The 22,847-nt window shown below is 68.4% G+C and carries 17 protein-coding genes and 7 pseudogenes; 12 read left to right on the plus strand and 12 right to left on the minus strand.

Going from position 1 to position 22,847, the window contains the following annotated elements:
- Positions 1-77: 77 nt before the first annotated feature.
- Both rraA and ACFU6I_RS17775 read left to right on the plus strand, forming a co-directional pair.
- On the plus strand, positions 78-554 hold the full coding sequence (gene rraA / locus ACFU6I_RS17770; RefSeq protein ID WP_384367197.1) for a ribonuclease E activity regulator RraA: 477 nt from the start codon (positions 78-80) through the stop codon (positions 552-554).
- Between the two features lie 679 nt (positions 555-1,233).
- A pseudogene (locus ACFU6I_RS17775) lies at positions 1,234-1,524 on the plus strand (hypothetical protein); the annotation flags it as partial.
- 338 nt (positions 1,525-1,862) lie between these two features.
- Here ACFU6I_RS17775 and ACFU6I_RS17780 read toward each other — a convergent pair.
- Entirely contained in the window at positions 1,863-2,456 is a 594-nt protein-coding gene (locus tag ACFU6I_RS17780) for an ALF repeat-containing protein (RefSeq protein WP_384367200.1), read from the minus strand.
- A gap of 183 nt (positions 2,457-2,639) precedes the next feature.
- Here ACFU6I_RS17780 and ACFU6I_RS17785 point away from each other — a divergent pair.
- Positions 2,640-2,796 (plus strand): annotated as a pseudogene (locus tag ACFU6I_RS17785) (IS5/IS1182 family transposase); the annotation flags it as partial.
- A 243-nt stretch (positions 2,797-3,039) separates the two neighbouring features.
- Here ACFU6I_RS17785 and ACFU6I_RS17790 read toward each other — a convergent pair.
- The gene (locus tag ACFU6I_RS17790; protein WP_384367203.1) at positions 3,040-3,396 is read right to left on the minus strand and encodes a hypothetical protein; all 357 of its coding nucleotides are present in this window, start codon (positions 3,394-3,396) and stop codon (positions 3,040-3,042) included.
- Positions 3,362-4,108 (minus strand): hypothetical protein, encoded by a 747-nt coding sequence (locus ACFU6I_RS17795; RefSeq protein ID WP_384367206.1) that lies wholly within the window; start codon positions 4,106-4,108, stop codon positions 3,362-3,364. Before ACFU6I_RS17795 ends, ACFU6I_RS17790 begins: the two co-directional genes overlap by 35 nt.
- Before the next feature lie 156 nt (positions 4,109-4,264).
- Between ACFU6I_RS17795 and ACFU6I_RS17800 the strand changes: the two genes are divergently transcribed.
- On the plus strand, positions 4,265-4,678 hold the full coding sequence (locus ACFU6I_RS17800) for a DUF6896 domain-containing protein (RefSeq protein ID WP_384367209.1): 414 nt from the start codon (positions 4,265-4,267) through the stop codon (positions 4,676-4,678).
- Between the two features lie 1,271 nt (positions 4,679-5,949).
- A complete protein-coding gene (locus ACFU6I_RS17805) occupies positions 5,950-7,122 on the plus strand; it encodes a hypothetical protein (RefSeq protein ID WP_384367212.1) in 1,173 nt (390 codons plus the stop codon).
- Between the two features lie 691 nt (positions 7,123-7,813).
- Here the strand turns inward: ACFU6I_RS17805 and ACFU6I_RS17810 are convergent.
- Complete coding sequence (locus ACFU6I_RS17810) at positions 7,814-8,830, minus strand: sugar phosphate isomerase/epimerase family protein (protein ID WP_384367215.1); 1,017 nt, start codon at positions 8,828-8,830, stop codon at positions 7,814-7,816.
- Positions 8,831-9,255: 425 nt separating this feature from the next.
- On the opposite strand from ACFU6I_RS17810, the gene ACFU6I_RS17815 reads away from it, so the two are divergent.
- From ACFU6I_RS17815 to kdpF, 4 genes are all read left to right on the plus strand, one after another.
- Positions 9,256-10,524 (plus strand): ROK family protein, encoded by a 1,269-nt coding sequence (locus tag ACFU6I_RS17815; RefSeq protein ID WP_384367218.1) that lies wholly within the window; start codon positions 9,256-9,258, stop codon positions 10,522-10,524.
- 608 nt (positions 10,525-11,132) lie between these two features.
- Positions 11,133-11,549, plus strand: a complete 417-nt coding sequence (locus tag ACFU6I_RS17820; protein ID WP_384049208.1) for an SAV_915 family protein — start codon at positions 11,133-11,135, stop codon at positions 11,547-11,549.
- Between the two features lie 13 nt (positions 11,550-11,562).
- Complete coding sequence (gene lysA / locus ACFU6I_RS17825; RefSeq protein ID WP_384367221.1) at positions 11,563-12,939, plus strand: diaminopimelate decarboxylase; 1,377 nt, start codon at positions 11,563-11,565, stop codon at positions 12,937-12,939.
- A 130-nt stretch (positions 12,940-13,069) separates the two neighbouring features.
- Complete coding sequence (gene kdpF, locus ACFU6I_RS17830) at positions 13,070-13,159, plus strand: K(+)-transporting ATPase subunit F (protein WP_384367224.1); 90 nt, start codon at positions 13,070-13,072, stop codon at positions 13,157-13,159.
- A 67-nt stretch (positions 13,160-13,226) separates the two neighbouring features.
- On the opposite strand, the gene ACFU6I_RS17835 is transcribed toward kdpF, so the two are convergent.
- The 4 genes and pseudogenes from ACFU6I_RS17835 to ACFU6I_RS17850 form a co-directional block, all read right to left on the minus strand.
- On the minus strand, positions 13,227-15,041 hold the full coding sequence (locus tag ACFU6I_RS17835) for an APC family permease (RefSeq protein ID WP_384367227.1): 1,815 nt from the start codon (positions 15,039-15,041) through the stop codon (positions 13,227-13,229).
- 311 nt (positions 15,042-15,352) lie between these two features.
- Positions 15,353-15,661, minus strand: a pseudogene (locus tag ACFU6I_RS17840) (transposase family protein); the annotation flags it as partial.
- An 87-nt stretch (positions 15,662-15,748) separates the two neighbouring features.
- Positions 15,749-16,159, minus strand: coding sequence for a LysR substrate-binding domain-containing protein (locus ACFU6I_RS17845; protein ID WP_384367230.1), 411 nt, complete (start codon positions 16,157-16,159; stop codon positions 15,749-15,751).
- Between the two features lie 298 nt (positions 16,160-16,457).
- Positions 16,458-16,592: pseudogene (locus ACFU6I_RS17850) on the minus strand (LysR family transcriptional regulator); the annotation flags it as partial.
- Between the two features lie 72 nt (positions 16,593-16,664).
- Between ACFU6I_RS17850 and ACFU6I_RS17855 the strand changes: the two are divergent.
- Both ACFU6I_RS17855 and ACFU6I_RS17860 read left to right on the plus strand, forming a co-directional pair.
- Positions 16,665-17,879: an MFS transporter gene (locus ACFU6I_RS17855; protein ID WP_384367233.1), complete on the plus strand. Its 1,215-nt coding sequence runs from the start codon at positions 16,665-16,667 to the stop codon at positions 17,877-17,879.
- A gap of 184 nt (positions 17,880-18,063) precedes the next feature.
- Positions 18,064-18,501 (plus strand): annotated as a pseudogene (locus tag ACFU6I_RS17860) (DUF4158 domain-containing protein); the annotation flags it as partial.
- Between the two features lie 134 nt (positions 18,502-18,635).
- Here ACFU6I_RS17860 and ACFU6I_RS17865 read toward each other — a convergent pair.
- The 4 genes and pseudogenes from ACFU6I_RS17865 to ACFU6I_RS17880 form a co-directional block, all read right to left on the minus strand.
- Complete coding sequence (locus ACFU6I_RS17865) at positions 18,636-19,376, minus strand: DUF1775 domain-containing protein (RefSeq protein ID WP_384367236.1); 741 nt, start codon at positions 19,374-19,376, stop codon at positions 18,636-18,638.
- Between the two features lie 772 nt (positions 19,377-20,148).
- A pseudogene (locus ACFU6I_RS17870) lies at positions 20,149-20,399 on the minus strand (DUF3093 family protein); the annotation flags it as partial.
- A 121-nt stretch (positions 20,400-20,520) separates the two neighbouring features.
- Positions 20,521-21,120 carry a dihydrofolate reductase family protein gene (locus ACFU6I_RS17875; protein ID WP_384367239.1) on the minus strand — a complete coding sequence of 200 codons (600 nt, stop codon included), beginning with the start codon at positions 21,118-21,120 and terminating at the stop codon, positions 20,521-20,523.
- A complete protein-coding gene (locus ACFU6I_RS17880) occupies positions 21,117-21,971 on the minus strand; it encodes a metalloregulator ArsR/SmtB family transcription factor (protein WP_384367242.1) in 855 nt (284 codons plus the stop codon). The genes ACFU6I_RS17875 and ACFU6I_RS17880 overlap by 4 nt, the downstream gene beginning before the upstream one ends.
- 538 nt (positions 21,972-22,509) lie before the next feature.
- On the opposite strand from ACFU6I_RS17880, the pseudogene ACFU6I_RS17885 reads away from it, so the two are divergent.
- Positions 22,510-22,806 (plus strand): annotated as a pseudogene (locus ACFU6I_RS17885) (hypothetical protein); the annotation flags it as partial.
- Positions 22,807-22,847: the final 41 nt, after the last annotated feature.

Genomic DNA, 22,847 nt, shown 5'->3' on the forward strand with positions numbered 1-22,847 from the left:
ACAAGCAGCCGAAAGCAACCAACGATCATCAGCCACGTCCGGCCCACCCGGACCCCCGACATCCCGAGGAATCAGCCATGACGCAGTTCATCCCCACCGCAGACCTGTACGACGAGCACGGCGAGGCCCTGGCCTCGTGCGACACGCAGTTCCGGCAGTACGGCGGACGCAGCCGCTTCCAGGGGACCGTGGTGACGGTACACAGCCACGAGGACAACGCCCTGCTGAAGAAGGTCGTCGCCGAGCCCGGCCACGGCAAGGTCGTCGTCGTCGACGCGGAAGGATCCGTCCACTGCGCGATGCTCGGGGACAAGATGGCCGAACTCGCCGCCGCCAACGGCTGGGAGGGCATCGTCATCAACGGAGCCATCCGGGACGCCGCGGCGGTCAACGGAATCGACGTCGGCGTCAAAGCCCTCGGCACCAACCCGCGCAAGAGCCGCAAGGACGGCGTGGGCGAAGTCGACGTCCCTGTGCGCTTCGGCGGAGTCGTGTTCGTGCCGGGCGCCCACCTCGTGAGCGACGAGGACGGAATCGTTCTGCTGCCCGCCTGACTCCCACGCTCTCGACGGAGCGCGGCCCGTCGCCTGTGCAGAGCTCGAGGACCAGCTTGCCCGGGCTGAACGCCGGCTGACCGGAGGAAGGGACCCTGTCGTTGGTGAGCACGGTGCCCCTCGAACGCCACCGAATTCACGATGCTTTCGACATTCAAGACGTGCCAGGAATGCCACGCCGGGGACCCTTTTGGCGGGCAAGGGCTCTGCTGGGAGCGGGACGCTCACCGCCGGCAGAGCCCTTGCCAGACATGTCGTGGACGCGGATCGAGCTCCTGCCGGAACAGCCGGCGACCGGCTCGGTGCCACCAGGGCCCTCACGCGGAAACCAGTCCCGCAGCCCGTCTCCTGGGGCGCCTGGCCCTCGACCCTGGAGCCCTGAACCATGAATCCCTCGACTCGCTGCCCCAACGGGCCGCCACCGCCTACGTGCGAGGGCTACTCGTCACCGCCGGCATCCTGCCGCCACGCGATGAGAATCTCGCCCTGCTCACCAATTGGATCGCGCGGACCGTGGCAGAACTCCCAGCGCGGCACGCCAATCCCATTCGTCCGTTCGCCGAGTGGCACATCATCCGCGACGCCCGCCGACGCTCAGCCCGAGGCCGGTACACCTACGCCGCGCACAAAGGCGACTGCGGCAACGTGCTGGCCGCCATCGACTTTCTGAACTGGCTCGATTCACAGCACCTGGGCCTCCGTCGACTCCAGCAACGCCGCCCGCGCCCAGCGCCTCGAAGCGCTCGGCCGGGCCTGAACCTTCGATCTCGACGAGGACTCGTTCGAGCTTCCGACTGAACTCAGCCGCACCACCGCCCGCAAGGTGCGCTACCTCGACGACAACGACGTCGACAGACTGCTCCGACTCCTCCTCGGCGAGCAGCAGTTCACCCGCTTCGAGCGCCACGACATCACCATGCAGGACATCGCCGCGATCCTGGAGGCATACGGCAAGGAGACGGGGGCTGGTCCTGAGGGAAGACTGAGCCTCGACGCGCTCGTCGAAGAGCACACCGAGGCCATCGAGGCCGATCTGCTGCGCCACCACGGCGTCGGCCTTCTGGACTGGCACCGCGGCCCACTGTCGTCACGTCGGCTCGCGGTGCTGGTGCGGCATCTGCCGCGCGACGGCGCACCGGCCCGAGACCTCCACGGCGAATCCGCCGACTGGACGGTCACGGAATATCTGCCGGCTCATGTGGTGGACCAACTCCAGGAGGGGAATGGGAGGTTCGCCACCGTCAACAGGGACGAGGGCGCGGAAGCTCCGGAGTTCCCCGAGCCGCTGCGCCGACCTCGGCTGCGGATCTAACCGTCCACCTCGTACTGCCCGACCTCCAGGAAGTACCGCAGCTCCTCCGGCGTCCCGTCGATGGCCTCCTCGGCAGCCGCGCGGAGGGCGTCGCTGATGGTCGGATCGGCCAGGATGCGGAAGACGGCGACGCGGTCGTCCTCGGCTTGGGCGAGGCGGTAGCCGGTCTCCAAAAAGGCGCGCAGGGCCTCCGGGCTGCCGTCGTCGAGGGCCTTGTTGACCTCCCGGATGACCGCCTTGTCGCCGTTCTTGTTCGCCAGGTACAGGATGCGGAAGACGGCGACGCGGTCGTCCTCGGCCTGGGCGAGGCGGTAGCCGGTCTCCAGGAAGTTCCGCATGTCCTCCACGGTGCCGTCGAGGGCCTTGTTGGCCTCTCCGACGACCGCCTTGCCGCTGTCCTTGTCTGCCAGAATGCGCAGGATCGCGATACGGAGGTCTTCCTCCGACATCTCGTCCACCGGCGTCTCGGACGTGGCGGTCGCGGTCGTCGACGTGGCCGTCGAGCCCGTGGCGAACGCCGGAGTGGTGAAGAGGAGGGCCGGCGTCAGAGCGGCGGCCGCGACGAGCAGAGCAGCACGAGTCGGTCTCATAGGTGTGTCCCCCCGTGGTAGAGCTGTCGATACGAATATTCTCGCCGCTGCGTGCCGCCAAGATCACTTCCGGAAGTCGGCAGCCTTCATCCCCTGTTCGTTGCCGCCCACGCGTACCTAGTCAGTCGCGGGCCGACCCAGCTGGCTACCAGTGCGCCCTTCACCTGCCAGGCCGACCCCGGGATCCACGTCCTGTCGGACGCAAACGGACTGCCCCTGATCGTCGGCATCTCCGCCGGCAACACCCATGACAGCGAAACGCTGAAGCCCATGGTCGAGGCTCACCAAACGAGACACGACCCCCACCGCTGGCGCCACTTCAAGCCCCAGCGTCCGCACGTACGGGCAACCGGCTCCCTCGAACCGAGCGTGCGATCAGATATCGTCGGGGGACTCACCGGGTCGCGCCGAGGCCGGCGCGCGGGAATCCGGCCAGCCGTCCAGCAACGGCTGCCACGCACCATCCTCCGCCGTCACGGAGAAATCTGCCGTACCCCGCGCCCCAGGGAGTACCTCACGGCCGCCACTACGCCCTCAACGAACTTTGAGCGCGTGCCATCGAAGTTTGATCGCCTCCGGTGCCCTACCAGCCCATATCCTTGGCCACCTCTTCCTGGGCAGCGGCGATCTCTTCCGCTGTGGAATCCGTGATGTCGACATCACATGCCCACTCAAACCGCCCCAGCAGGTCGGCGAGCGCCTGCTTCTGAGCCGGATGCGTGATCGGTATGGCGTTGAGGTCGGTGCTCATCAGCCAGTCGAACAGCACGACGGCATCGGAGCGCCACAGGCGGACATTGACGGTTGGCATGGATTCCCAGGAGTCGTTGGCATTCATCAGGGCATCGTGCCAGGTCAGCAGGGTGTTGATCGCCGCGGCAAAGATCAGCCGATGATCGTCGCGTTCAGGCCCTCCGCCGCTGCGGCCACGGGTAACCAAGCTGTCCGGCGTACTCCGGAGATCCGCCGCAGACCTCGGCTGTCTGACGTGGGTCACCCGCCACGAGTTGCTCAACAAGTCTCTCGGCCTGACTTTCAGGGTCGTCACTGGAGACGTCAAGCACCATCCGGAACTGCAGCCATGGGCGGTCTTCCCCGATGGCCGAGCGGCTCGGGTGGAATAGGAAGAGGTTGATCTGGTCGGGCTCCCAAAGCCAGGCGGACACACCGCCGAGTTCACATTCCCACTGTGCAAGCCAGCCGGCGCGCTCTCTGAGGTCCAGCTCCAACAACCGGGCAACGGTGCGCGCCGGCCACTCCCAGCTGTGGTCTGCAACGGCTCGCTCGACCTCTGCTTGGTACTCCCGAGCATCGAACCAGAACTCAGGCAGGTCAACGTTGTCCTCGTCGGGGTTGCGCCACTCGCTCCAGATCACGTGGTCGCCGTCGCGCCGGATGGTCACGTAGAGAGCGCCGCAGCACCCTTCGGTGCACGTTGCCTCGGCCAACCGCACCTCGTGCGGCTCAGGACCAGCCGTGAGAGGGCCATCCGGCAGCAAGAGATACTTGGGATCTTCGCCCGGCCCATCTGTGAACACCTCAGCCAGGATGTCCTCACTGTCGACCAGCGGTCGGACCTCCACGCTTGCGCCCCCCTGCGGAAGATCAGGAACGACAACGTGGAGGGTGAGGCAATGTTTCTTGGCAGTCATCGAACGATTGTCGGTCCTGTCACACCGAGGTGTCGCACCATTTCTCGCGGTTGGAAGCCCTCGTGGAACAATCGCTTCGAGCATGGATGGGGGCGGCGCGGTATGGGACAGGCCTCAGCTGGGAGAGGGCCACACGCGGTGACAGCGCGTCACCTTGTGATCGGTTACATCGAGGCGCTCAACGCCGTTGGTGAGGCTCTGAGGGGATCGGTTCCTTCCCTTGAACAGTTAGCTGATGTGCTGGGCCTGGCCCGTTCGCACCAAATCAGCAGGAACGGTGAAATCGGCGTCTACCGCTATAGCGTCCACGGAGCAGGCTGCCTCTTCACCAGCCAAACGGGCATCGAGATCGACGTGGACTTCGCGGCTGACGGGACGGAGATTTTCGACCTGTGGCGGCTGCGCTGCTACGGGCGGAGCTTGCCTGAGCCTCATGACCCCACGGACCAAGACCTGCGGACCGCAATAGAGTTGCTGAAGCCCCTACTGGTCGAGGTGCGGCCCGGATGGTTCAGCGTGGCCGACGCCAAGGCTTCAAGTTGGAACTGGCCTGCAGCGTCATCTGCTTGAGGCGGCTACGAACCTCCCTGCCGCTTCTTCCTCCTGTCCACGGACCACGCATCGTCCCCGGAGGGCAAGCGACTCAGCGTAGAACCACGCCGCCTGGGAAGGGCCGCGGGTTCCACAGGCGTAGGACGGCTACCGCAGCGAGACCATGCGTGCTCAACCATCGGTGAGAAAGGCGCCTGTCACCAGCCTTCGCTGAGAGTCGCTCAAGCTTCGTTGCGAGAGGTCACGCAACCCGTGGTGTCCCGTCTCAGTGGATCTTGCCGGTAGCCGAGCCTGTGACCCGGGGGATGCGAGGTCGGGTGAGACGTGTCTTCGGCGGAGTCTCACTTGACGTTGCCTCTCAGCAACACTTCCGCATGACTGTCTCAGTTGATGTTGCCGGTCGGCTTCCAAACACGACGACGGATTCTCACGCCTGATTCGCCATGGTCGGTTCGTCGTACCGCAGCCATGCGAGCGCTTCCTCTCGCACGGTTGAACAGAACCGCGTACTCGACTTGGGGGCCTTCAACTTGGTGCCGCAGCTGGCGCAACGGCCCCGGTCGTCAGTATCAGGGGCAAGGAGATCCTTGAGTCGGCGGGTGAGCTGGTCCAGCGACTCCGGGTTATGGGTGCGGGGCTCGTTCGGCATCGGGAACGGACAGGCCGTCAACGCCTCGCGACGGGGGCACGCGATCCTCATCCGCGTACGCAATCTCGAAGTCAGCCTGCCCCAGTTCCTCGACACCCACCGACCCTCCCGAAGCGAGCTCGTACTGATCCGAGCACACCCGACAACCACCACCAGGCTGAACGCCCGTGAACCGCCCGTGGGAGGTAAACCCGCTGTCCTGTCTCACGTAGGTCGGGGGAAAGCGCGGCTTTGACCTGTGGTGCCTCAGATTGGTTGAGACGAGGGTCGTCGCTTCGTCTCAACGATCTCGGGGCACGGCAGCACGAGCGTGGTGGTGGGGTGCGGCCGCAGCGGACGTCGGAACCCCGCTCACCCGCCCGATCAACCGCTGCCCGAGACGCACGTCGTGCCGGATGCGGTCCCACTCCTCGTCGCTCACCACAGGGCACATCCTCGCAGCCGGGTCGAGCCGGGGTGCTGTGTGCGGCGTGGGAGGCGTTCGGTGCGGCTCCCCGCTCGTGGCTTCAGGACGAAAGCATGTCCATCATGACAGGTCAGCGCCGTTTTTCGTAGGACGGAACGCACAGTTCGCGAGGCTTGTCCGGTCCGATCCCCGCCTCTCAGAATCTCCTTCGTGCGTCATTCGGAGACAAGGGGAATGGTGACGATCGATCACGACGCGGTGCTTCGGGCCCGCGTGCTGCTGCTGGGGTCCGGCCGGCCGAGTCGGGCCGAACTGGTCGGTGCGTACCGGGTTCTGGCCGAGGTGAGTCCGAAGGCTTACGTGCCGAAGTTGGTCGACGCCCTGCTCGCGTTGCAGTACGAGAGCCGGGATCCGAAGGTGGACGTCGCGCTGGCCGCCGAGGCTTCCCGGGCCGCTCGCAGGATAGAGGTCGGGGCGCCGAACCGGGCGGAGCGGTTGCGCCGGGCCTTGGACGCCTACCAGGCTTCCTTGTTCGCCCTCGGGCGCAGGGCGGAAGGGCGCGCGATCTGTGCGGAGCTTGCCGAGGCCGGACGAAGCGAGCCCCTGGCGAGCGTTCTGGCCGAGGAGGGGCGCTTCAGGGAGGCTGCGGAGCTCGACGAAGAGGCCGCCCGGAACGGAATCCCGGAGCACTCCTTCTGGAGCATGGTGCGGTGGGCGGCGAACCTGGAGGGCGCCGGCCTGCACGACGCCGCATCGACCGTCTTCCGCGGGCTCCTTGAGGAGACCCGGCGCAAGGCAGCCGAACAGGGCACCGCTCTGGCGATACTCACCTGGGAGTTGGTTCACTTCTCCCGGATGCGGGAGACCGTCGGGGATGGGGCGGGTGCTGCGGCCGCCCGGCGAGAGGCCCTGAGTGTCCTGGAGGAGCTCGCGACCACGGGCGAGCCGAAGAACTGGAGTTGCATCCTAGGGTGGTGGAGGACGCTCTTCGTCCTGTCGGGGCGGGCAGCCGAACCCGCCGCGAGCCCCGAGTCCCCGATGCCGCCGTTCGGCACGGAGCTCGGATGGTCGCGCGACGTGCGGGACGGTTTCCTCGGCATGCTGCCGGGCCTCGAAGCGGAGGCGGCGAGGTTGCGCGAGGCCGACCGGCTGCCCGAGCTAGTCGACGTCCAACGCAGGATCGGCATCCGCGCGGCCGTCCGCGAAGGCGACCGCCCCTACCTGTTCGAGGAGCGGTTCACACCGTACTTCGACGAGGGGGTGACGCTCGCCCGCCGCCTGCCAGACAACCCCGCAGGCCTCGCCCGCGCCCTCACCGACCGGTCGATGTTCCTCGTCGCGGCACGATCCTTCGAACCCGCGCATGCCGACTTCGCCGAAGCAGTCGCCCTTCTCCACGATCGCTGATCGCGCCGCCCGGTCGCCGCGTCCCCGTGCTGGGCACGAGGACGTGGGCCAGGCCGTCGCGGTACCACCGGTACCGGACCCCGGGCTGAAACAGCCGATCCCAGCCCTGTTGAAGGCTGGGATCGGCTGCTTGACCTCCGAGTACGTGTGCCCCGAGAAGACTGAGACGCCTGCGCAGTTGCCCTGAGATGATTGAGACTGCACCTTCTCGTCTGGGAGGTGAGGTGCCCCAGCCGGTCCCGGACCGCCACCCCACAAGGCCCCGGCACCACGAAGGGCACGGCCAACTCCCTCACAGCACCCACCACATCACCCCCGCCCTCAAAGGCCGGACACCCGCTGTCCAGCCCAACGAGCAACAGCCGCCCAGGTCACCCATTCGATCCCAGAATCCCCGTTCCCACCCCCACAAACCCACCGACCGGACTCACTCCCGCACACCACCACTCACTTCAGTGCAGGAAACCGACAGCAGCTCACAACTCTCAAGAAGGCCGGGGCCGATCCAGCGCTCGAGCATGGCTCCAGCACGTGGACCGACCCTGCGGGTGCCGATGGATCATCCGGCCAGGTCGCAAGCTCATTCAGCCGATGGGCCGTTGCCCGTCATGGTGACTGCTCACATTTCAAGGAACGAGCCGAGTCCCACGGCAGGACGGAGTGGGACGTCGGCTCGGTATGACTGCTCCTCCTATTTGCGCCCGGAGGTGTTGATGCCATCCAGGGTGCTGCAGCCTCGCCAGACCGTGTTCGCGGGCCCGGGCGGGTTGAGGGTCACGTCACCGGCGTCATCGTGCTCCAGGAAGAACCGATAGTCCCGAAGGTCCTTGATCGCCGACAGTGCGCGGGTCCAGTCGATGTCGCCCTTCCCGACGTCAGCGAACCGGAACTTCTTGCCTGCCGCGCGGGTTCCCGCAGCCGCCGTGCGGTTGCCGTTCGGGTCCCACTTGATGTCCTTGATGTGGAACCCGATGAAACGCTCCCCGTGCTCCTTGATCCACCAGTAGGGGTCCTCGCCGGCGACCGAGACCCAGCCCAGGTCGACCTCGAACTTGACGTACCGGGGGTCAGTGTGCTCGAGCAAGGTGTTGTAGATCGGGACGCCGTTCTCAAGCGCGAACTCGCGGTCGTGGTTATGGAAGAAGAAGCCGCCGAAGCCCTGCGAAACGGCGTGCTCGCCACACTCGTTGAACTTCTCTGCCATGGCCTTCATGCCCTCACTGGTGCCCCCATCGGGGAAGCCGAGGGAGCTACCAGTCCCGACATATGGGAACTTACCCAGCGTCTGGGCGTCCTCGAAGATCTGCATCCTGCCTTCGTAGGTCATCCACGGGTTCGGAAGGTTGAGCCCGCGCGGGCCGAAGTGGTTACTCACGATGCGAAGCCCGTGCGACTGGACAATGGACTTGAGCTGGGCCGTCGTCTTCGCGTAGTAATCGCCGGCGAGCTCAAGCTCCCGCACACCAGCGTCGTGAACCGCCTCCAGAGAGATCTCGAGGTTCTTGTAGTCGCTGCCGATCAACTGGCGGACGGTGAAGATCTGCAAGCCGATGCGGTCGGCCGGAATCACGTTCGGTCCGCCGCTGGGCTGACCCTGCGCCGAGGATGCAAGGGCGGAGGCTGGGCTCGCATTGGCGGCGAGCGCCCCGGTGGCCAAAGCGCCGGCGCCAGCGCCGAGCATGGCGCGCCGACTTAGCTTGTTTTCCACGGGCTCTCCTTCTGTATTCGCGCGGTCCTACGGTCGGCGCTTTACAGCGCTGCGGTGCCGACCATAGGGCGACGCCAGAACTTATGACAAGAGTCCGGCAGAAGTCTCGGAGCAGAGTGCATAAGTTGTCGGCTTGCGGGCAGTTGGGCAGCATCGACGCGAGACTGATCCCGGTGCTCGGCCCAGCCGTCGAGCTGAAGCGGAGAGCCCGACGGCTCGCCCGGACGATGGGCTCGGCCCGGAACCAGAGGCCCCGGGATGCCAATGACCTGGCCGGGGGCCGCCGACGCCTCGCGGACGCCGGCGCCGACTTCGCCGAGGACGGTGCCGCCGGCGCCTCGATCACTCTTGTTCGGCCTTCAAGCAGAGTTGCTTCTGAGACACCGCAATCGCCTCTCGGCGCCGTCGTGTGCTTCACTTCGACCATGCCCCAGTCCGCATCTGCACCACGTGCGCCCATTCATCGCGGCGCGGCGGCTACTGGCGGGGTCACCGGACCAGGCTCCGGGGCTCCCGGCGCCGGGGAACTACTCCAACTACTTCGCGACGGGCGGCCGCAGACACGTGCTGAGCTGGCCAGACTCACCGGGTTAGCCCGGTCCACCGTCAACATCCGCGTCGACGCCCTACTCGCCAGCGGTCTGCTTGCGCCCTCAGGCAGGGCGGCCTCAACTGGCGGCCGCCCTCCGACCAGGTTCGTCTTCAACCCGCAGGCTCGAGTCGTCGTCGGCGCCGACCTCGGGGCAACCCACGCCAATGTCGCGCTCACCGATCTCACCGGCCAACCCCTGTCCGAGGTCGCCGAGCGCGTCGACATCTCGGCAGGGCCGATCACTGTCCTCGACTGGGTCGTTGCGACGATACGGCAGCTGCTCGACGAGGCGGACAAGGACGTCAAGGACCTCGTCGGCATCGGGATCGGCCTGCCGGGCCCGGTCGAGCATTCGAGCGGCAGGCCGATGCGCCCGCCCATCATGCCGGGGTGGGACGGCTATGACGTGCCCGGACACGTGCGGCACCACTGGGACGTCCCGGTCCACGTCGACAACGACGTCAACCTTATGGCCCTCGGCGAGCACGTGATGGCCCACCCGGAAGTCGATCACCTCCTGTTCGTCAAGGTCGCCACCGGGATCGGCGCCGGGATCATCAGTGGTCGTCGCCTGCTCCGAGGCGCGGTCGGGGCCGCCGGCGACCTCGGCCACGTGGCGGTCCCCCACGCCTCCGACGTCCTGTGCACGTGCGGCAACACTGGCTGCCTCGAGGCCGTCGCGAGTGGCCACGCGATCATCAAACACCTCACCGCAGCCGGGGTGCCTGCCATGACGAACAGCGATGTCGTCGCGCTCGTCTGCAACGGCAACACCCCTGCCACACAAGCGGTTCATCAGGCAGGACGCACGATCGGTGAAATCCTCGCGACGTGCGTGAGCCTGCTGAACCCCGAGCTCGTCGTCATCGGCGGTTCACTCGCCCAGGCCGGCGAGAGTCTCATCGCCGGGGTGCGGGAGGTCGTCTACGGCCGCTCGCTCCCTCTCGCCACCGCCCACCTGCAGATCGTGCCGGCAACGACCGGCATCCAAGTCGGCGTCATCGGCGCGGCGACGATGGCTATCCAGCACGCCCTCGCCGCCGATCGTGTCGACGAGGTAATCACCAGCGCATCATCGCCTCCGATCACAGCAGGCGAATAAGCCCACTGTGGGATCTGTGACTTGCGCCTTCAAGCGCTCGGACCCCCGTCGTGTTGACGGCGAGGCCTGCACCATGCAAGCCGCGGTGATCCCTGTCGACACCTTCCAGCCGTCAACTCACCGCCGCGGCGTTGACGGCGGGTCCGTCCAGCCGTCTCGGAGCAGCCGCACTCCCAGAGGTCTGTGAACCTCACCCGCGCGTCTCATGGCGGTACTGAAATCACCTGGTCAGCAACCCACCGGCATGCTCTCCCGCTTCTGGACACGCTCAGGAGACGGCGTCTGCAGATTCTGGTCCACGATCTCGCTTCATACGCCAACTCGGTGGTGAACCGGCACTCCCAAAAGCGCGGAACGCGATCATGATCCGGTCTTCTGGAGTCGTCTCCAGCAAATGGGACTGCCCCCAGCGAGACAAACGCATCGTGGCCCTGACGCCACGCTGACCAGGAACACCGTGGACCGTCAGCGTCGCGTTACGGGGTGCGGGCCAGGCATCAAGCATCCGTCAGCGTGGCGGCCCGTCCCCGGTAGGCGGGCATAACTTCAGTGGAGCGCACGGCCGGACCGACCGGGCGCCCCAGTCGCCCTCTGCGAGGAGCAACCCCATGTCCCCAGTCGAGTTTCCCGAGGACCCCGAGCCTTCTGAACGGTTCCCGGCCGGACTTCTCTACGTCCCTGTCCGGTCGGGGCCCTCTGGATGTACGACCCGGTTCTTCCGCACCCCCCTGGGCGGCCGCACGGCCGTCGGATTCACCTCGGCGGCGAAGCTCACCGCCACCCTGGGCACGGACCAGGCCTGCATCAGGCTCTCCGAACCCGCACTGCGCGCTCTCGCGGCCCCCCTGGGTGTGACCGCCCTCACCGTCGACCCGCAGTTCTCCGCCCCCGCAACCGACCGCACCGCGGCCAAGGTCCGTGAGCGCGAGAACTCCTGGAGCCGCTGGCATCCCCAGCAGGTCGGTGCCCTGCGAGTGACTGGTGCCGCTGCTGTCGTCGCGTGTCTGAACCTGCTGGTCGGCTGAGGAGGCGCCCGCCATGACCCTTTCCTTTCCCTCGCCCCTTCCGGACTCCCTACCCTCGGCCCCCCAGGCCCTGTCCCGGATCCTCGGCAACGCCGACAGCCTCTCCGTCTGGCCCCGCTCCACCCGCCCCGAGGCCGACGGGGACGTCTCCGTCGGCAGGGTCTCCCTCACCGAGGCGGCCGACCGCTTCGGCACCCCCCTCTACCTCCTCGACGAACAGGAAGTCCGCGAGCGCTGCCGTACCTACCGCACGGCGTTCCCCGAAGCCGACATCGTCTACGCCGCCAAAGCGTTCCTGTGCCGTGCGCTCGCGCACTGGGTGCAAGAAGAAGGCCTGGGCCTGGACGTCTGCTCCGCAGGGGAGCTCGCGCTCGCCGTCACCACCGGCTTCCCACCCGAGAACATCGTGATGCACGGCAACGCCAAGAGCCCCGAGGACCTGCGCACCGCCATCCGGCTCGGTGTCGGACGCATCGTCGTGGACAGCCCCTCCGAGATCGCACGCCTCGCCGCGATCACCCCGGCCGACACCCGCCAGAAAGTCATGGTGCGCGTCGTCCCCGGCATCGCCGCCGGCGGACACGCCAAGATCCGCACCGGCACCGACAACCAGAAGTTCGGCCTCTCGATCACCGACGGATCCGCACGACACGCAGTCACCCGCATACTCGACCAGCCACACCTGGAACTCGTCGGCCTGCACTGCCATATCGGCTCACAGATCGCCACAGTCAAACCGTACGTCGCCGCCGTACGGCGCATGATCGGTCTGATGGCCCGGATCAAAAACCAGCACGGCATCACCCTCCCCCAGCTGAACATCGGCGGCGGCCATGCCATCGCCTACCGGCCCGGCGAGGAGACCATGAATGTCGCCGAGCTCGCCGGACGGGTCCGCGCCGAACTCGAGGACGGCTGCGCCCGCGCCAAGCTCCCCGTACCCCGGCTCACCCTCGAGCCCGGTCGCGCCATCATCGGACCAGCCGCAGTCGCCGTCTACCACGTACTCGCCGTCAAGCGAACCGGCGAGCACACGTTCGTCGCCGTCGACGGAGGTATGAGCGACAACCCCCGGCCCGCGCTCTACGGCGTGCAGTACGCGCCCCGCCTCATCGGCCGCCCCTCATCCGCGCCGCCCCGCCTGGTCACCGTCGTGGGCCGGCACTGCGAAGCCGGCGATGTCCTCGCCGACGACGTAGCACTCCCCGGCGACATACGCCCCGGCGACCTCCTCGCCGTTCCCGCGGCCGGCGCCTACCACCTGTCCATGGCTTCCGGCTACAACATGATCGGCCGACCCCCCGTCATCGCCGTGTCCGACGGCACCGCACGCGTACTCATACGCCGTGAGTCACTCGACGACATGAGCCGCAGAGACATCGGCCTGTAACACCCGCCCCCACACCCGGCGTCCGCCGAAACCCCCTCTCAGCGGACGCCGCTCAGCACACCCACTGATGGCCCGAAAGATCACCAAGTACCCCTATTCGCATACCCCAATGTGTGAGGACGAGGTCTCGATGACCGTCGAAAACACCATCGACCTTGTCGTGGCCGTCGCTCTGCTCGCCTGTCTGATCTTTGCCCTGATCAAGCCGGAGAAGTTCTGATGTCCGCCCCCGCCACGGTCAAGACGGACTGCTGCAGCGGCGCGAGTACCGGCTGAGCCTGCGATCCTCACAGACTCAGCCGGTACGGCACGACACACACGACGACGTCGGTACGGGCCCTCAACGCGGCCGCCAGCAGCAGGCCCCGCTGATTCTGCAGGATCTGGTAGCGGCGGTGGAGGGGCTCCACCTCGGGGATGAGGACGGCGATCTGCCGTCCTCCCTCCGCCGCCCGCCGAACGTAGTCGACGATGGGCTGCACCAGCGAGCGCTGCGGACTGTCGATGACATCCAGACGTACACCGGGATCCCAGCGGGCCCAACTCTGCTCCAATGCACGAGCCTTGGCTGGGTCACCGTGCACCGCGACCGCGACGACTTCGTGACCGAGGGCGCGGGCGGCCGTCAGCGCGTGCTGGGTGAGTTTGCTGACCTCGCCGACCGGCACGATGACGAGGGAGTCGGTAACGCGCACGGGCGGCGGGACCTCGCCCAGCCCCAGTTCCCTGCCGACCTCCGTGTAGTACCGCTGAACGCGGGCGAACAGCAGCATCAGCAGCGGAACGGCGGCAACCACCACCCAGGCCCCCTCCAGGAACTTGGTGGCCAGCAGGACGATGCCCGCCACGGTGGTCAGGATCGCGCCGATCCCGTTGAGCACCGCGCGCCGCACCCAGCCGGGCGGCCGTTCCCGCGCCCAATGCCGTACGAGCCCGACCTGGCTGATGGTGAAGCCGATGAACACGCCGATCGCGAACAACGGGATCATCCGGTGCGTGTCCGCGTTCACGGCGATCAGTAGCAGTGCCGCGAGCAGAGCGAGGGCCACCACTCCCCAGCGGTAGACGGGGCGCTCTTTGCGCAGACCGAAGAGATGAGGCAGTCGGTGGTCCCTGGCGAGCAGGCTCATCAGGACGGGCAGGCCGCCGAAGCTGGTGTTGGCGGCGAAGGCCAGCGCGAGGGTGACGATGAGGTTGGTCGTGTAGTACGGCCAGCCCGTCCCGTACGAGCCCGCGGTGAGCTGCGCGAGTACTGTCACGCCGCCGCGGGGGGCCACATGATCGCGGCGGATCAGGACGGCCAGCCCGATCAGCATCAGCCCGAGCAGCGCGCCAAGCATCAACTCGGTACGCTGCGCCCGCTTGACGCGCGGCTCGCGGAAGACGGGCACACCGTTGGCGATGGCTTCCACCCCGGTCAGCGCGGAGCAGCCGGAGGAGAACGCCTTCAGGAGCAGCAGCACACCCAAGGCCTCAGTGCCATGCGCGGGTTGGGCGGTTCCGACGACGGCCACGGGGTGGGAGCGCAGCAGCCCGAGCACGATGATGCCGAGGATGCTCACGATGAACAGCACCGTGGGCAGCATCAGCACCTGCGCACTCTCGGCCACACCGCGCAGATTCACGGCCGTGAGAAGAGCAAGCCCGACGAGACAGATTTCCAGCGGATGCGAGCCGAGGGAAGGGAAGGCGGAGGCGAGGCTGGCTGCGCCGGCCGCCAGGCTGACGGTCACGGTCAGCACGTAGTCGACGACGAGACTGGCCGCCGCGAGGTAACTCGTCCTGGGGCCGAGATCCTTCTTCGCCACCGCGTACGCGCCGCCCCCGTCCGGGTGAACGGCGATCACCTGCCCGTAGGACACGACGAGCACCGCCAGCAGTGCGGCAATGACCAATGTCACCGGCAGCGTGGCGGTCAGCGCCCCGGTCCCGGCGGCGATCAGGACGAGCACGATCGCCTCGGGCCCGTACGCGACCGAGCTCAACGCGTCCAGGGACAGCGCGGCAAGCCCCTCGATGCTGGTCAGGTGGTGCCGTTCACCTTCCCCGGGCCGCAACGGAACTCTCGGCCGCAGTTCGCGGCGGGCCAGGCCGTACGCCATGAGGGACCTCGCGGTGCAGGGTGCGGGGGGATGCGTGCTGTTCGGGGCCAGTGTGACCGGGCCACCACGGCGAGACGCGTCAAGGACGCGCCAAGGCTCCACGTCTTTTCAGGGAATCCCCCATGCCGAGGGCCACGCGGCTCTACGGCGAGTAAAGGGCCGGCCTGAAGGTGGCGCCCGCCCGAAGGTCGGGGTGGCCGGGACGACGAGGACCGTGGTGAGTCCGCCGGCTGGCGGCCTTCGGTCGGCTCCTTGCGGTGTCTTCACGCCGAAGCCCTGGGCACAGAGGTGACCTTGACGGTCAGGTGACTCACGGTGCCCTCGCGTCTGCGGCGCGCCGGAGAGATCGCCGGCAGCGGCGCGAGATGGTTCAGGATCCGGTCCGCGGCCGACTTCGAGATCCCGAACGGTAGCGCCACCTGCCGGAGCGTCAAATTCGTGCGCGAGTACGTGACCACCAGCAACACCCGGTCCTCCAGCGGCAATCGCCACGGCAGGCCTCGCTGGATGTCACCACCCCGCCGTCGCACCAACGCGACGAGACGGTCGAACTGCACCGGGCTCAACCCGACGAACGACTCGATCCACTTCGGGTCACCTGCTGACATCACCGCATCCATGACCGGACATCGCCGACGGGCGGCGGTTGGACACCGAGTGGTTCGGTCAGATTCGAGCGGCACCCGACGGGCAGCGGTCGGCGCCGCTCAGACCATGCGTCGTAGCGCGGTCTCCACGGCATCGACCAGCGGATCGCCTTCGGTCCGCGGGTGCCTGGCCAGGCCGAGTTCGATGTCCGGCAGGCTGGGCAGGGCGTCCGCGTCGTGGCACGCCATGGCCGGTTCGAGATTCCCGGGCAGCACCGCCGTAACGCCGAGCCCGGCCCGCACCGCGGCGAGCACACCGACGAGACTGTTGCTCTCGAACGCCACCCGCCAGCGGCGGTCGGCACCTTCCAGCCCTTCCAGCACCGACGCACGCCATGTGCACGGGCCCGAGAACAGCACCACGGGTAGCGGATCGGCAGCCAAGTCGACACCCTGGCCGACCGCCCAGACCAGCGGTCGGCGCACCGTCCAGCGCGGCCGGCCGGGAACGTCCGCCGCCTCGTCGAGCACGAGTTGGACGCGTCCCGACGTCGTACGCCTCGCGCCTCGCGTCGCCGGAGAGGCTGAGCACCTCAAGCGTCGCGCCTGGATGCAGCCGGGCGAGGTCGGCGAGGGCCTGCGGAAGCTGGGACGCGGCGAGGTCTTCGAGCAACCCGACGCCGCAGTGGCCGGTCAGTGCGCGGCCTGCTTCGGTGAGTGCCTGCGCGGAGAGCGAGAGGATGCGCTCCGCGTATGGCAGGAGTTCGTCACCCGCGCGGGTCGGCGAGACGCCGGTCGTGGACCGGAGGAGCAGAGGGCTACCGACGGTTTTCTCAAGCTTGCGCAACTGCTGGCTGAGCGCGGGCTGGCTCTGCCCAAGCGCGCTTGCGGCACGGCTGATGCTGCCCGCCCGCACAGCGGTAACGAACGACCGCAGCAGTACGATCTCCAGATCCCTGGCCATAAGACTTCATTATATCGGCTCCAATCAACTGGCTACTTCCTATGGCCAGATGGAGGACCTAGCGTCACGCGGGTGACTCGATACCGACAGGTGCTCGCCGTGCCCGGGATGGCATCGCTGCTGGGCGTCTCGCTGCTCGCCCGAACCGCGATCACGGCCTCCGGGATGGCGCTGACGATGTACGTCGTTCTGGGCCTGGACATGAGCTACGCGGCAGCAGGAGGAGCCGCGGCGGCCATGACCACCGGTCTGGCGCTGGGCGGTCCGCTGCTGGGCCGCGTGATCGACCGGCGGGGCGCGCGTATCGTGCTGCTGATCACCGTCGTGGTTCAGGTCGCGTGTTGGCTGAGCGTCGCGGTACTGCCGTACACGACCCTGCTGGCCGCCGCCTTCGTAGCAGGTCTGCTGATGGTGCCGGCCCCGATGGTGACCAGGCAGGCGATCGCCGCGATGACGAAGGCGGGACAGCGCCGGGCCGCCTTCGCGCTGGAAGCGGTACAGGGCGAGCTGTCCTACATGGTGGGCCCGCCGATCGTGATCCTCTGCGCGGCACAACTGCCCTCCGGCGTGGTGGCCTGGGGCGTCGGCGCTGCGATCGTGGCGGGCGGAGCGGGGATCGCCCTGCTCAACCCCCCGCTGCGGGCCGAGGACGAGGCGCCGGCCGCCCCAGCCGACCGCCCCCGTCACCGGGAGTGGCTGGGCCTGAGAATGATCGCGGTGCTGGTGATGGCGTTCGGCGCCACGATCGTGCTCAACGGTACCGACCTGGCCATCGTGGCCACTCTCAAGGAAGCCGGCCAGGTCTCCTGGGCCGCCGTCGTGGTGGCCGTGTACGCCGCGGCCTCCATCGCCGGCGGGCTTCTGTACGGCGCGCTCCCGCGACCGCTGCCCACCTGGCTGCTGCTCGGCCTGCTCGGGCTGGTAACCATTCCCGCCGGACTGGCCCACGACTGGCGCTGGTTGTGTGTGGCAGGCTGCGGCGCGGGGCTGCTTGCCGCACCGACTCTTTCCGCGTTGTCCGACGCCGTGAGCCGGCTCGCACCCGCGAGCGTGCGCGGTGAGGCGACAGGCTTGCAGTCCTCGGCGCTGGGCGCGGGCTTCGCCCTCGGCGTCCCGATCGTCGGCGGGGCGATCGACACGTCCGGACCGGCAGGCGGCTTCGCGGCGGCCGGCCTGGCCGGCCTCGCCGCCGCGCTGATGGGATGGCTGCTGTCCCGGCGCTCACCCACCCGAACGCGGTCGGTGCGCAGCGATCCCAGCTTCATCGGGGCCTCGGACGCGCGATGATCTGCCTGCCGTCCAGTGGCTGAGCCTTGTCAGGCCATGCTCGGCGTTGCACGCCTCCACAACATGGCCCTCAGGGGATTGCCCAACCCCATACGGGACAACCACCAGCACAGGCGATAGGCGCAGCGGCGAGGTTCGGCGGAAGATCCGTGATCAGCATCGGACGCCGATAGCTTTCGTGCTCATGCCAGTGGAGTTCCTGACCGACGAACAAGCGGCTTCGTATGGCAAGTTCAACGAGGAGCCGACCCGGCCTGAGGTGGAGCGGTTCTTCTTCTTGGACGACGAGGACCGCAAGCTGATCGCGAAGCGGCGCGGGGACGACAGTCGGCTCGGGTTCGCTCTTCAGATGTGCACCGTGCGCTGCATCGGCCGTTTCCTCCCGGATGACCCGCCGGACGTGCCGTGGGTCGTGGTCGAGCATCTGGCCGCGCAGCTGGGCGTCGAGGACGTCTCGCGCGTGAAGCGGTACACCGAGCGCAAGCCGACGGCGTACGAGCACGCGTGGGAGATCCGGGACGCCTACGAGTACCACGAGTACGAGGATGCCGAGTGGTCGCGGCGGTTCCGCACTTTCCTGCGCGGCCGGGCGTGTACGCACGCCGAGGGGCCGGTCCCGCTGCTCCTGGCCGTCGCGATTGATGCCGGGGCCCGTTGGTCCCGGCCGCGGGGCCGATCTGCCGCAGAACCGGCCCCGGCAGGTGCCCCGCGGGGCAGCGGTGGCTCCGCCCCGCGGGTTCACCTGGACTCCTCCGGTCAGTTGTCGGACGCTGTGGCGCGGCGCTTGACCAGCCACCAGGCGCCTCCGCCCAGGACGGCCAGCGCCACGACCACCCCGCCGATGATCAGGCCGGTTGGGCTGCCCGTGTCTTCGTCCTCCTTCTCGGTGGCTGTTGCGGCTGCGTCCGCGTTGCCGGCGGCAGGTGTGGACTTGGTGGTCGATGGCGTGGGAGTGGCCGTTTCGCTCGCCGTGGGGCTGGGGTTGATCGGTGTGGCGCCCGGGGCGGCGGCCTTGAGCTTCAGGATGGGCGCGGGCTGTTCGGGTTCCGCGCCGCCGCTGGGCAGTTCGATCCAGCGGGAGACCTCGCCGTCGCTGTAGGTCTCGACCGTCTTGAAGGCGAGTTCCTTGGCGTCCGGCAACTGCCGGACCTTGACCTTGTACTCGGCGTCCGTCCGGACGGCGAGCTTCGGACCGCCCACTGTGTAGCCGTCGTTCGTGGCCTTGAACTTCCAGCCCTTGGGCGCTTCCACGAGCGTGACGTCACCCGGCGCGATGCCTTCGGGAAGGACGACGCGCATCTCGGTGAAGCCCGCGCTGCCGGACTCGGCCTCGGAGACGAAGCTGAGCGTAACGTTCTCGGCCAGGGCCTGAGCGGTGTCGGCCTCGACCTCCGCGTGGGCGGAAGCCGGGCCGGCCAGGGCCAGTGTGGCCGTCAACGCGAGGGCGCCGGCGACGCCGATCCGTCGCGTGGTCCGGCCTAGAACGTGAGTGGACATGGACACAGGAGAGCTCCTTGCTGGTGCTGAAGACGGGCTGGCCGAAGCCGAAGGGCCCGGGTGAGGGGATGACCGGAACGCGCTCGCGTCCCGGAGGTCCCCTGCGCACCAGCGCATGTTCCAGAGTGTGTGTCCGCGGTGGGGCCGGATCGGTGAAGCGGTCGGCGAGCCGTGCGCACGGCGGCTTGCGGCCATTACCGAGGGCGAGGCGTGGCAGCACCCGCAACAGGACCGCGGCTGCGACCGCGCGCAGAGTGCGGGCGGCCGCCAGGGCCACGGTGACTGCAGTGTCGGCGCGGTGCAGCAGCCAGGCCGCCGCAAGAGCGGCAAGGACGTGGGCGGTGGTCATGGCCGTCCCGGCGTCGTGCCAGGCATGCCCGTTCCCCATTTCCATCGCGGTATGACCGGCGTTGCCCCCTTGGTCGGGTTTCGCTTCGTGCTCGCCGCCCACCCAGGTCAGGGCCAGGTGCAATCCGCCCTGGGCCACCAGAGTGCAACCGGTGATCATCCCCAGGGAAAATCGACGGCGGGCGAACGGCCAGGCCACCACGAACTGAACCGCAGCGAATGCGGTCACCAGCCGCCACGGCACCGCGCCTTCGGCAACCGCGTGGTGGCCGAGGGCCGCCAGCACGCTGCCGACGAGCGCGAACAGCCCGGCCCGCACGCATGCCACAGCACGATCCGGCCGCAGACGGCCACTCGGGCCGTCGTACGCCATCACGTGATCACCTGGCACGGTCGCCCATCATCCTCCCTCGTTCGTCCTGCGTCAGGCGGACCCGCGGATCGCCTCGGCGAGCAGTTGGGGCGTGCGGGTGGAGACGTAGACATACGGGGTGGGTCATCGGGGTCGACGACCTCGACGCGGACCGCTGTGGGGATGCGGCTGCGCTGCACCGTGTGGGCGCGCAGGTCAGCCTTATAGGTCCGCCACGCTCTCGCCTCCTCGCCCTGCAGCACCTGGGGTTCGCCGAGCGCGGGCAACGGAATGCGGGCGTACCCGATGACGAGGAGACCGGAACCTCACCGCCTCCGGATGAACGAGGCGATCGATGGACGGCCGCGCCCGCACAGCATCGCGGTGCCACTTCCCTCAACCTGCCGGGCCCGCCTCGCCCGCTGAGTACGCTGACAGGCCGGATCAGCGCACTCGGTCGTAGACCATGGCGATCTCGCCCAGATCGCCGGTCTCCTGATGGGCGAGCTTCCATTTCGAGCTCGGCAGGCCGTCGTCGAACAGCCGCTGCCCGCCCCCGACGATCTCGGGGAAGATCATGAGGTACATCCGGTCCAGCAGGTCTGCTGAGAGAAGCGCCTTGATGACGCTGGCGCTGCTGTTGACGAGGATGTCGCCCTCACCGGTGGTCCTGAGGTCGGCGACGACGTCCGCAGCGGGGGCGTTCACCACGCGGGTGTGTGCCCACGGCGCCTCGGCCAAGGTGGTCGAGAGCACCACCTTTTCGGTGTCGACCAGCCACTTCGCATATCCACGATCACGCGGATCGGCGTTCTCGTCCGCGGCGACCGACGGCCAGTACCCCAGGAATCCCTCAGCGTTGACCCTGCCGAGCAGCGCCGTCGTCGCGCCCTCCCAGATGCGGGTGAGGTGGTTTCGCGCGACCTCGGTGGTCACGTACGGGGCGAACGCACTGAAATCGCCGGCCCCGCCGGGACCGTTGTAACGCCCATCGAGGCTGAGGACCAGGTTCGCGGTCACCCTGCGGCCGGTCGAGTCGGTCATTTCGCGCTCCTTGTATCGGCACTGTCGGTGTCGTGCGGGTCTGCGGCGAGGGCCGCCACGAGTTTGTCGAGGCTCTGGCCGAAGCCGATCTCGATGCCTGCGATGAAGTCGGCGGAGTCGACCGTGCTGTCAGTGATCCGCCAGTGGACGTCGAGGTCGGTGCCGGTGTCGGTGGGCTTCAGGCCGAGGTCGACGTGGGCGGTGAAGGCGATGCCCCCGTCGGGCAGCACGGGAGAGAGTCGGTAGGTGAGGCGCTCACCGGGGCGCACGTCCTCGACGAGTCCCTCCGCGCGACCGGCGACCAGGTCAGAGCCGTCGGCATCCTCGGCATCGCGGTACTCCTGGACGATCCGCCCACCCGGTCGCGCCTCGAAGACGAGCTCGGAGACGCGAAGGTCGTCCGGCGTCCACCAGCGGGCGAGCAGGGACGCCTCGGTGAGGTGGCGCCAGACCAGCTCGGGACGCCCCGTCAGCGACCGGTGGAACCTGAACGAGCGGCCGTCGGCCCACCCCGACTCCTCCGCGGCGAGCCGCTCCGCGCGGAGACCGAGTCCATAGCGGTCGTAGGTCGCGCGCGAGCCACCAACCTGGTCCGCAGTGTCGGCGAGCCGGTTCAGCGCAGCTGCCAGGTCCCTCAGGGGGGCGGGCTGGAGCGCGTAGATACGGCGCTGGCCGGTGCGCTGCGAGGTGACGATGCCGGCGCGTTCAAGGGTCTGCAGGTGCTTGGTCGTCTGCGGCTGGCGCGCCTCGGCGAGCTGGGCAAGTACGCCGACCGGGCGGGGCCGCTCGGCCAGCAGCCTCACGAGCCGCCAGCGGGCCGGGTCGGCCAGTGCGGTGAGGAGTGCATCCATGGACAGAATCATTCTCTGCAAAGAATATTCTTGTCAAGGAATATTTGGAAGTCCGGGATCGGTCAGGCCGGGGTCGGCCGCACGTCCAGTCCGGGGCGAACGGACGGCCGGTGCGGCGGGACTTGTGGAACCTGACGACGGCCGGGCTCGCGGCGGCCGCGTCCGAGCCGGGGCGGCCGGTGAACGGGCGGCCGGCCACGCCGACTGGGTGCGGTCGGCTGCGACGGCGGTGGTCAACGGGCGCGCGGTCGCCGTCACCGGCGGCGACGACGAAGTCGTGCTGGTTTGGGACCTGGCGACGGGTGAGCGGATGGGCGACGCCCTGCCCGCCCGCGGTTCGGTGTGGGCGGTGGTGACGGCGATGGTCGACGGCCGCCCCGTTGCGGTTGTCGCCGATCCGTCCACGCTGGCGCAGTCGTGGGACCTGACCGGACACCGGCCCCTGGCGGGACTCGTCGGCGGGGCGTGGACGGCGGCAACGGCCGTGGTGGACGGTCGTTCCGTGGTCCTCACCGGCGGAAGCGCTCCGCGGCTGCAGATGTGGGACCCGGTCACGGGCGAGTCCTTGGGTGCCCTCGTGGGGGACCCCTCAGTGGGCCGTGTCGGCGCTGTGGGAGCGGTGGTGACGGCTGTGGTGGATGGCCACCCCAAGGCCATCACTCTGCACGACGACAGCACAGTCCACGTATGGGACCTGACGGAGCGTCGACACGAGGGCCGGGTTCTGTCTCCGACTGGAGGCAGCCGCCAGCGGGTGTCGCTGACCGTCGCCGTGGTGGACGGCCGCCTGGTCGCCGTCACCGGCAGCTGGGACGGCCGGATTCAGGTGTGGGACGTGGCCACGCACACGGGAGCGATGAGTCGGGCGCACCGCGA

Source organism: Streptomyces sp. NPDC057486, from assembly GCF_042802415.1.
Taxonomy (GTDB): domain Bacteria; phylum Actinomycetota; class Actinomycetes; order Streptomycetales; family Streptomycetaceae; genus Streptomyces; species Streptomyces yanii.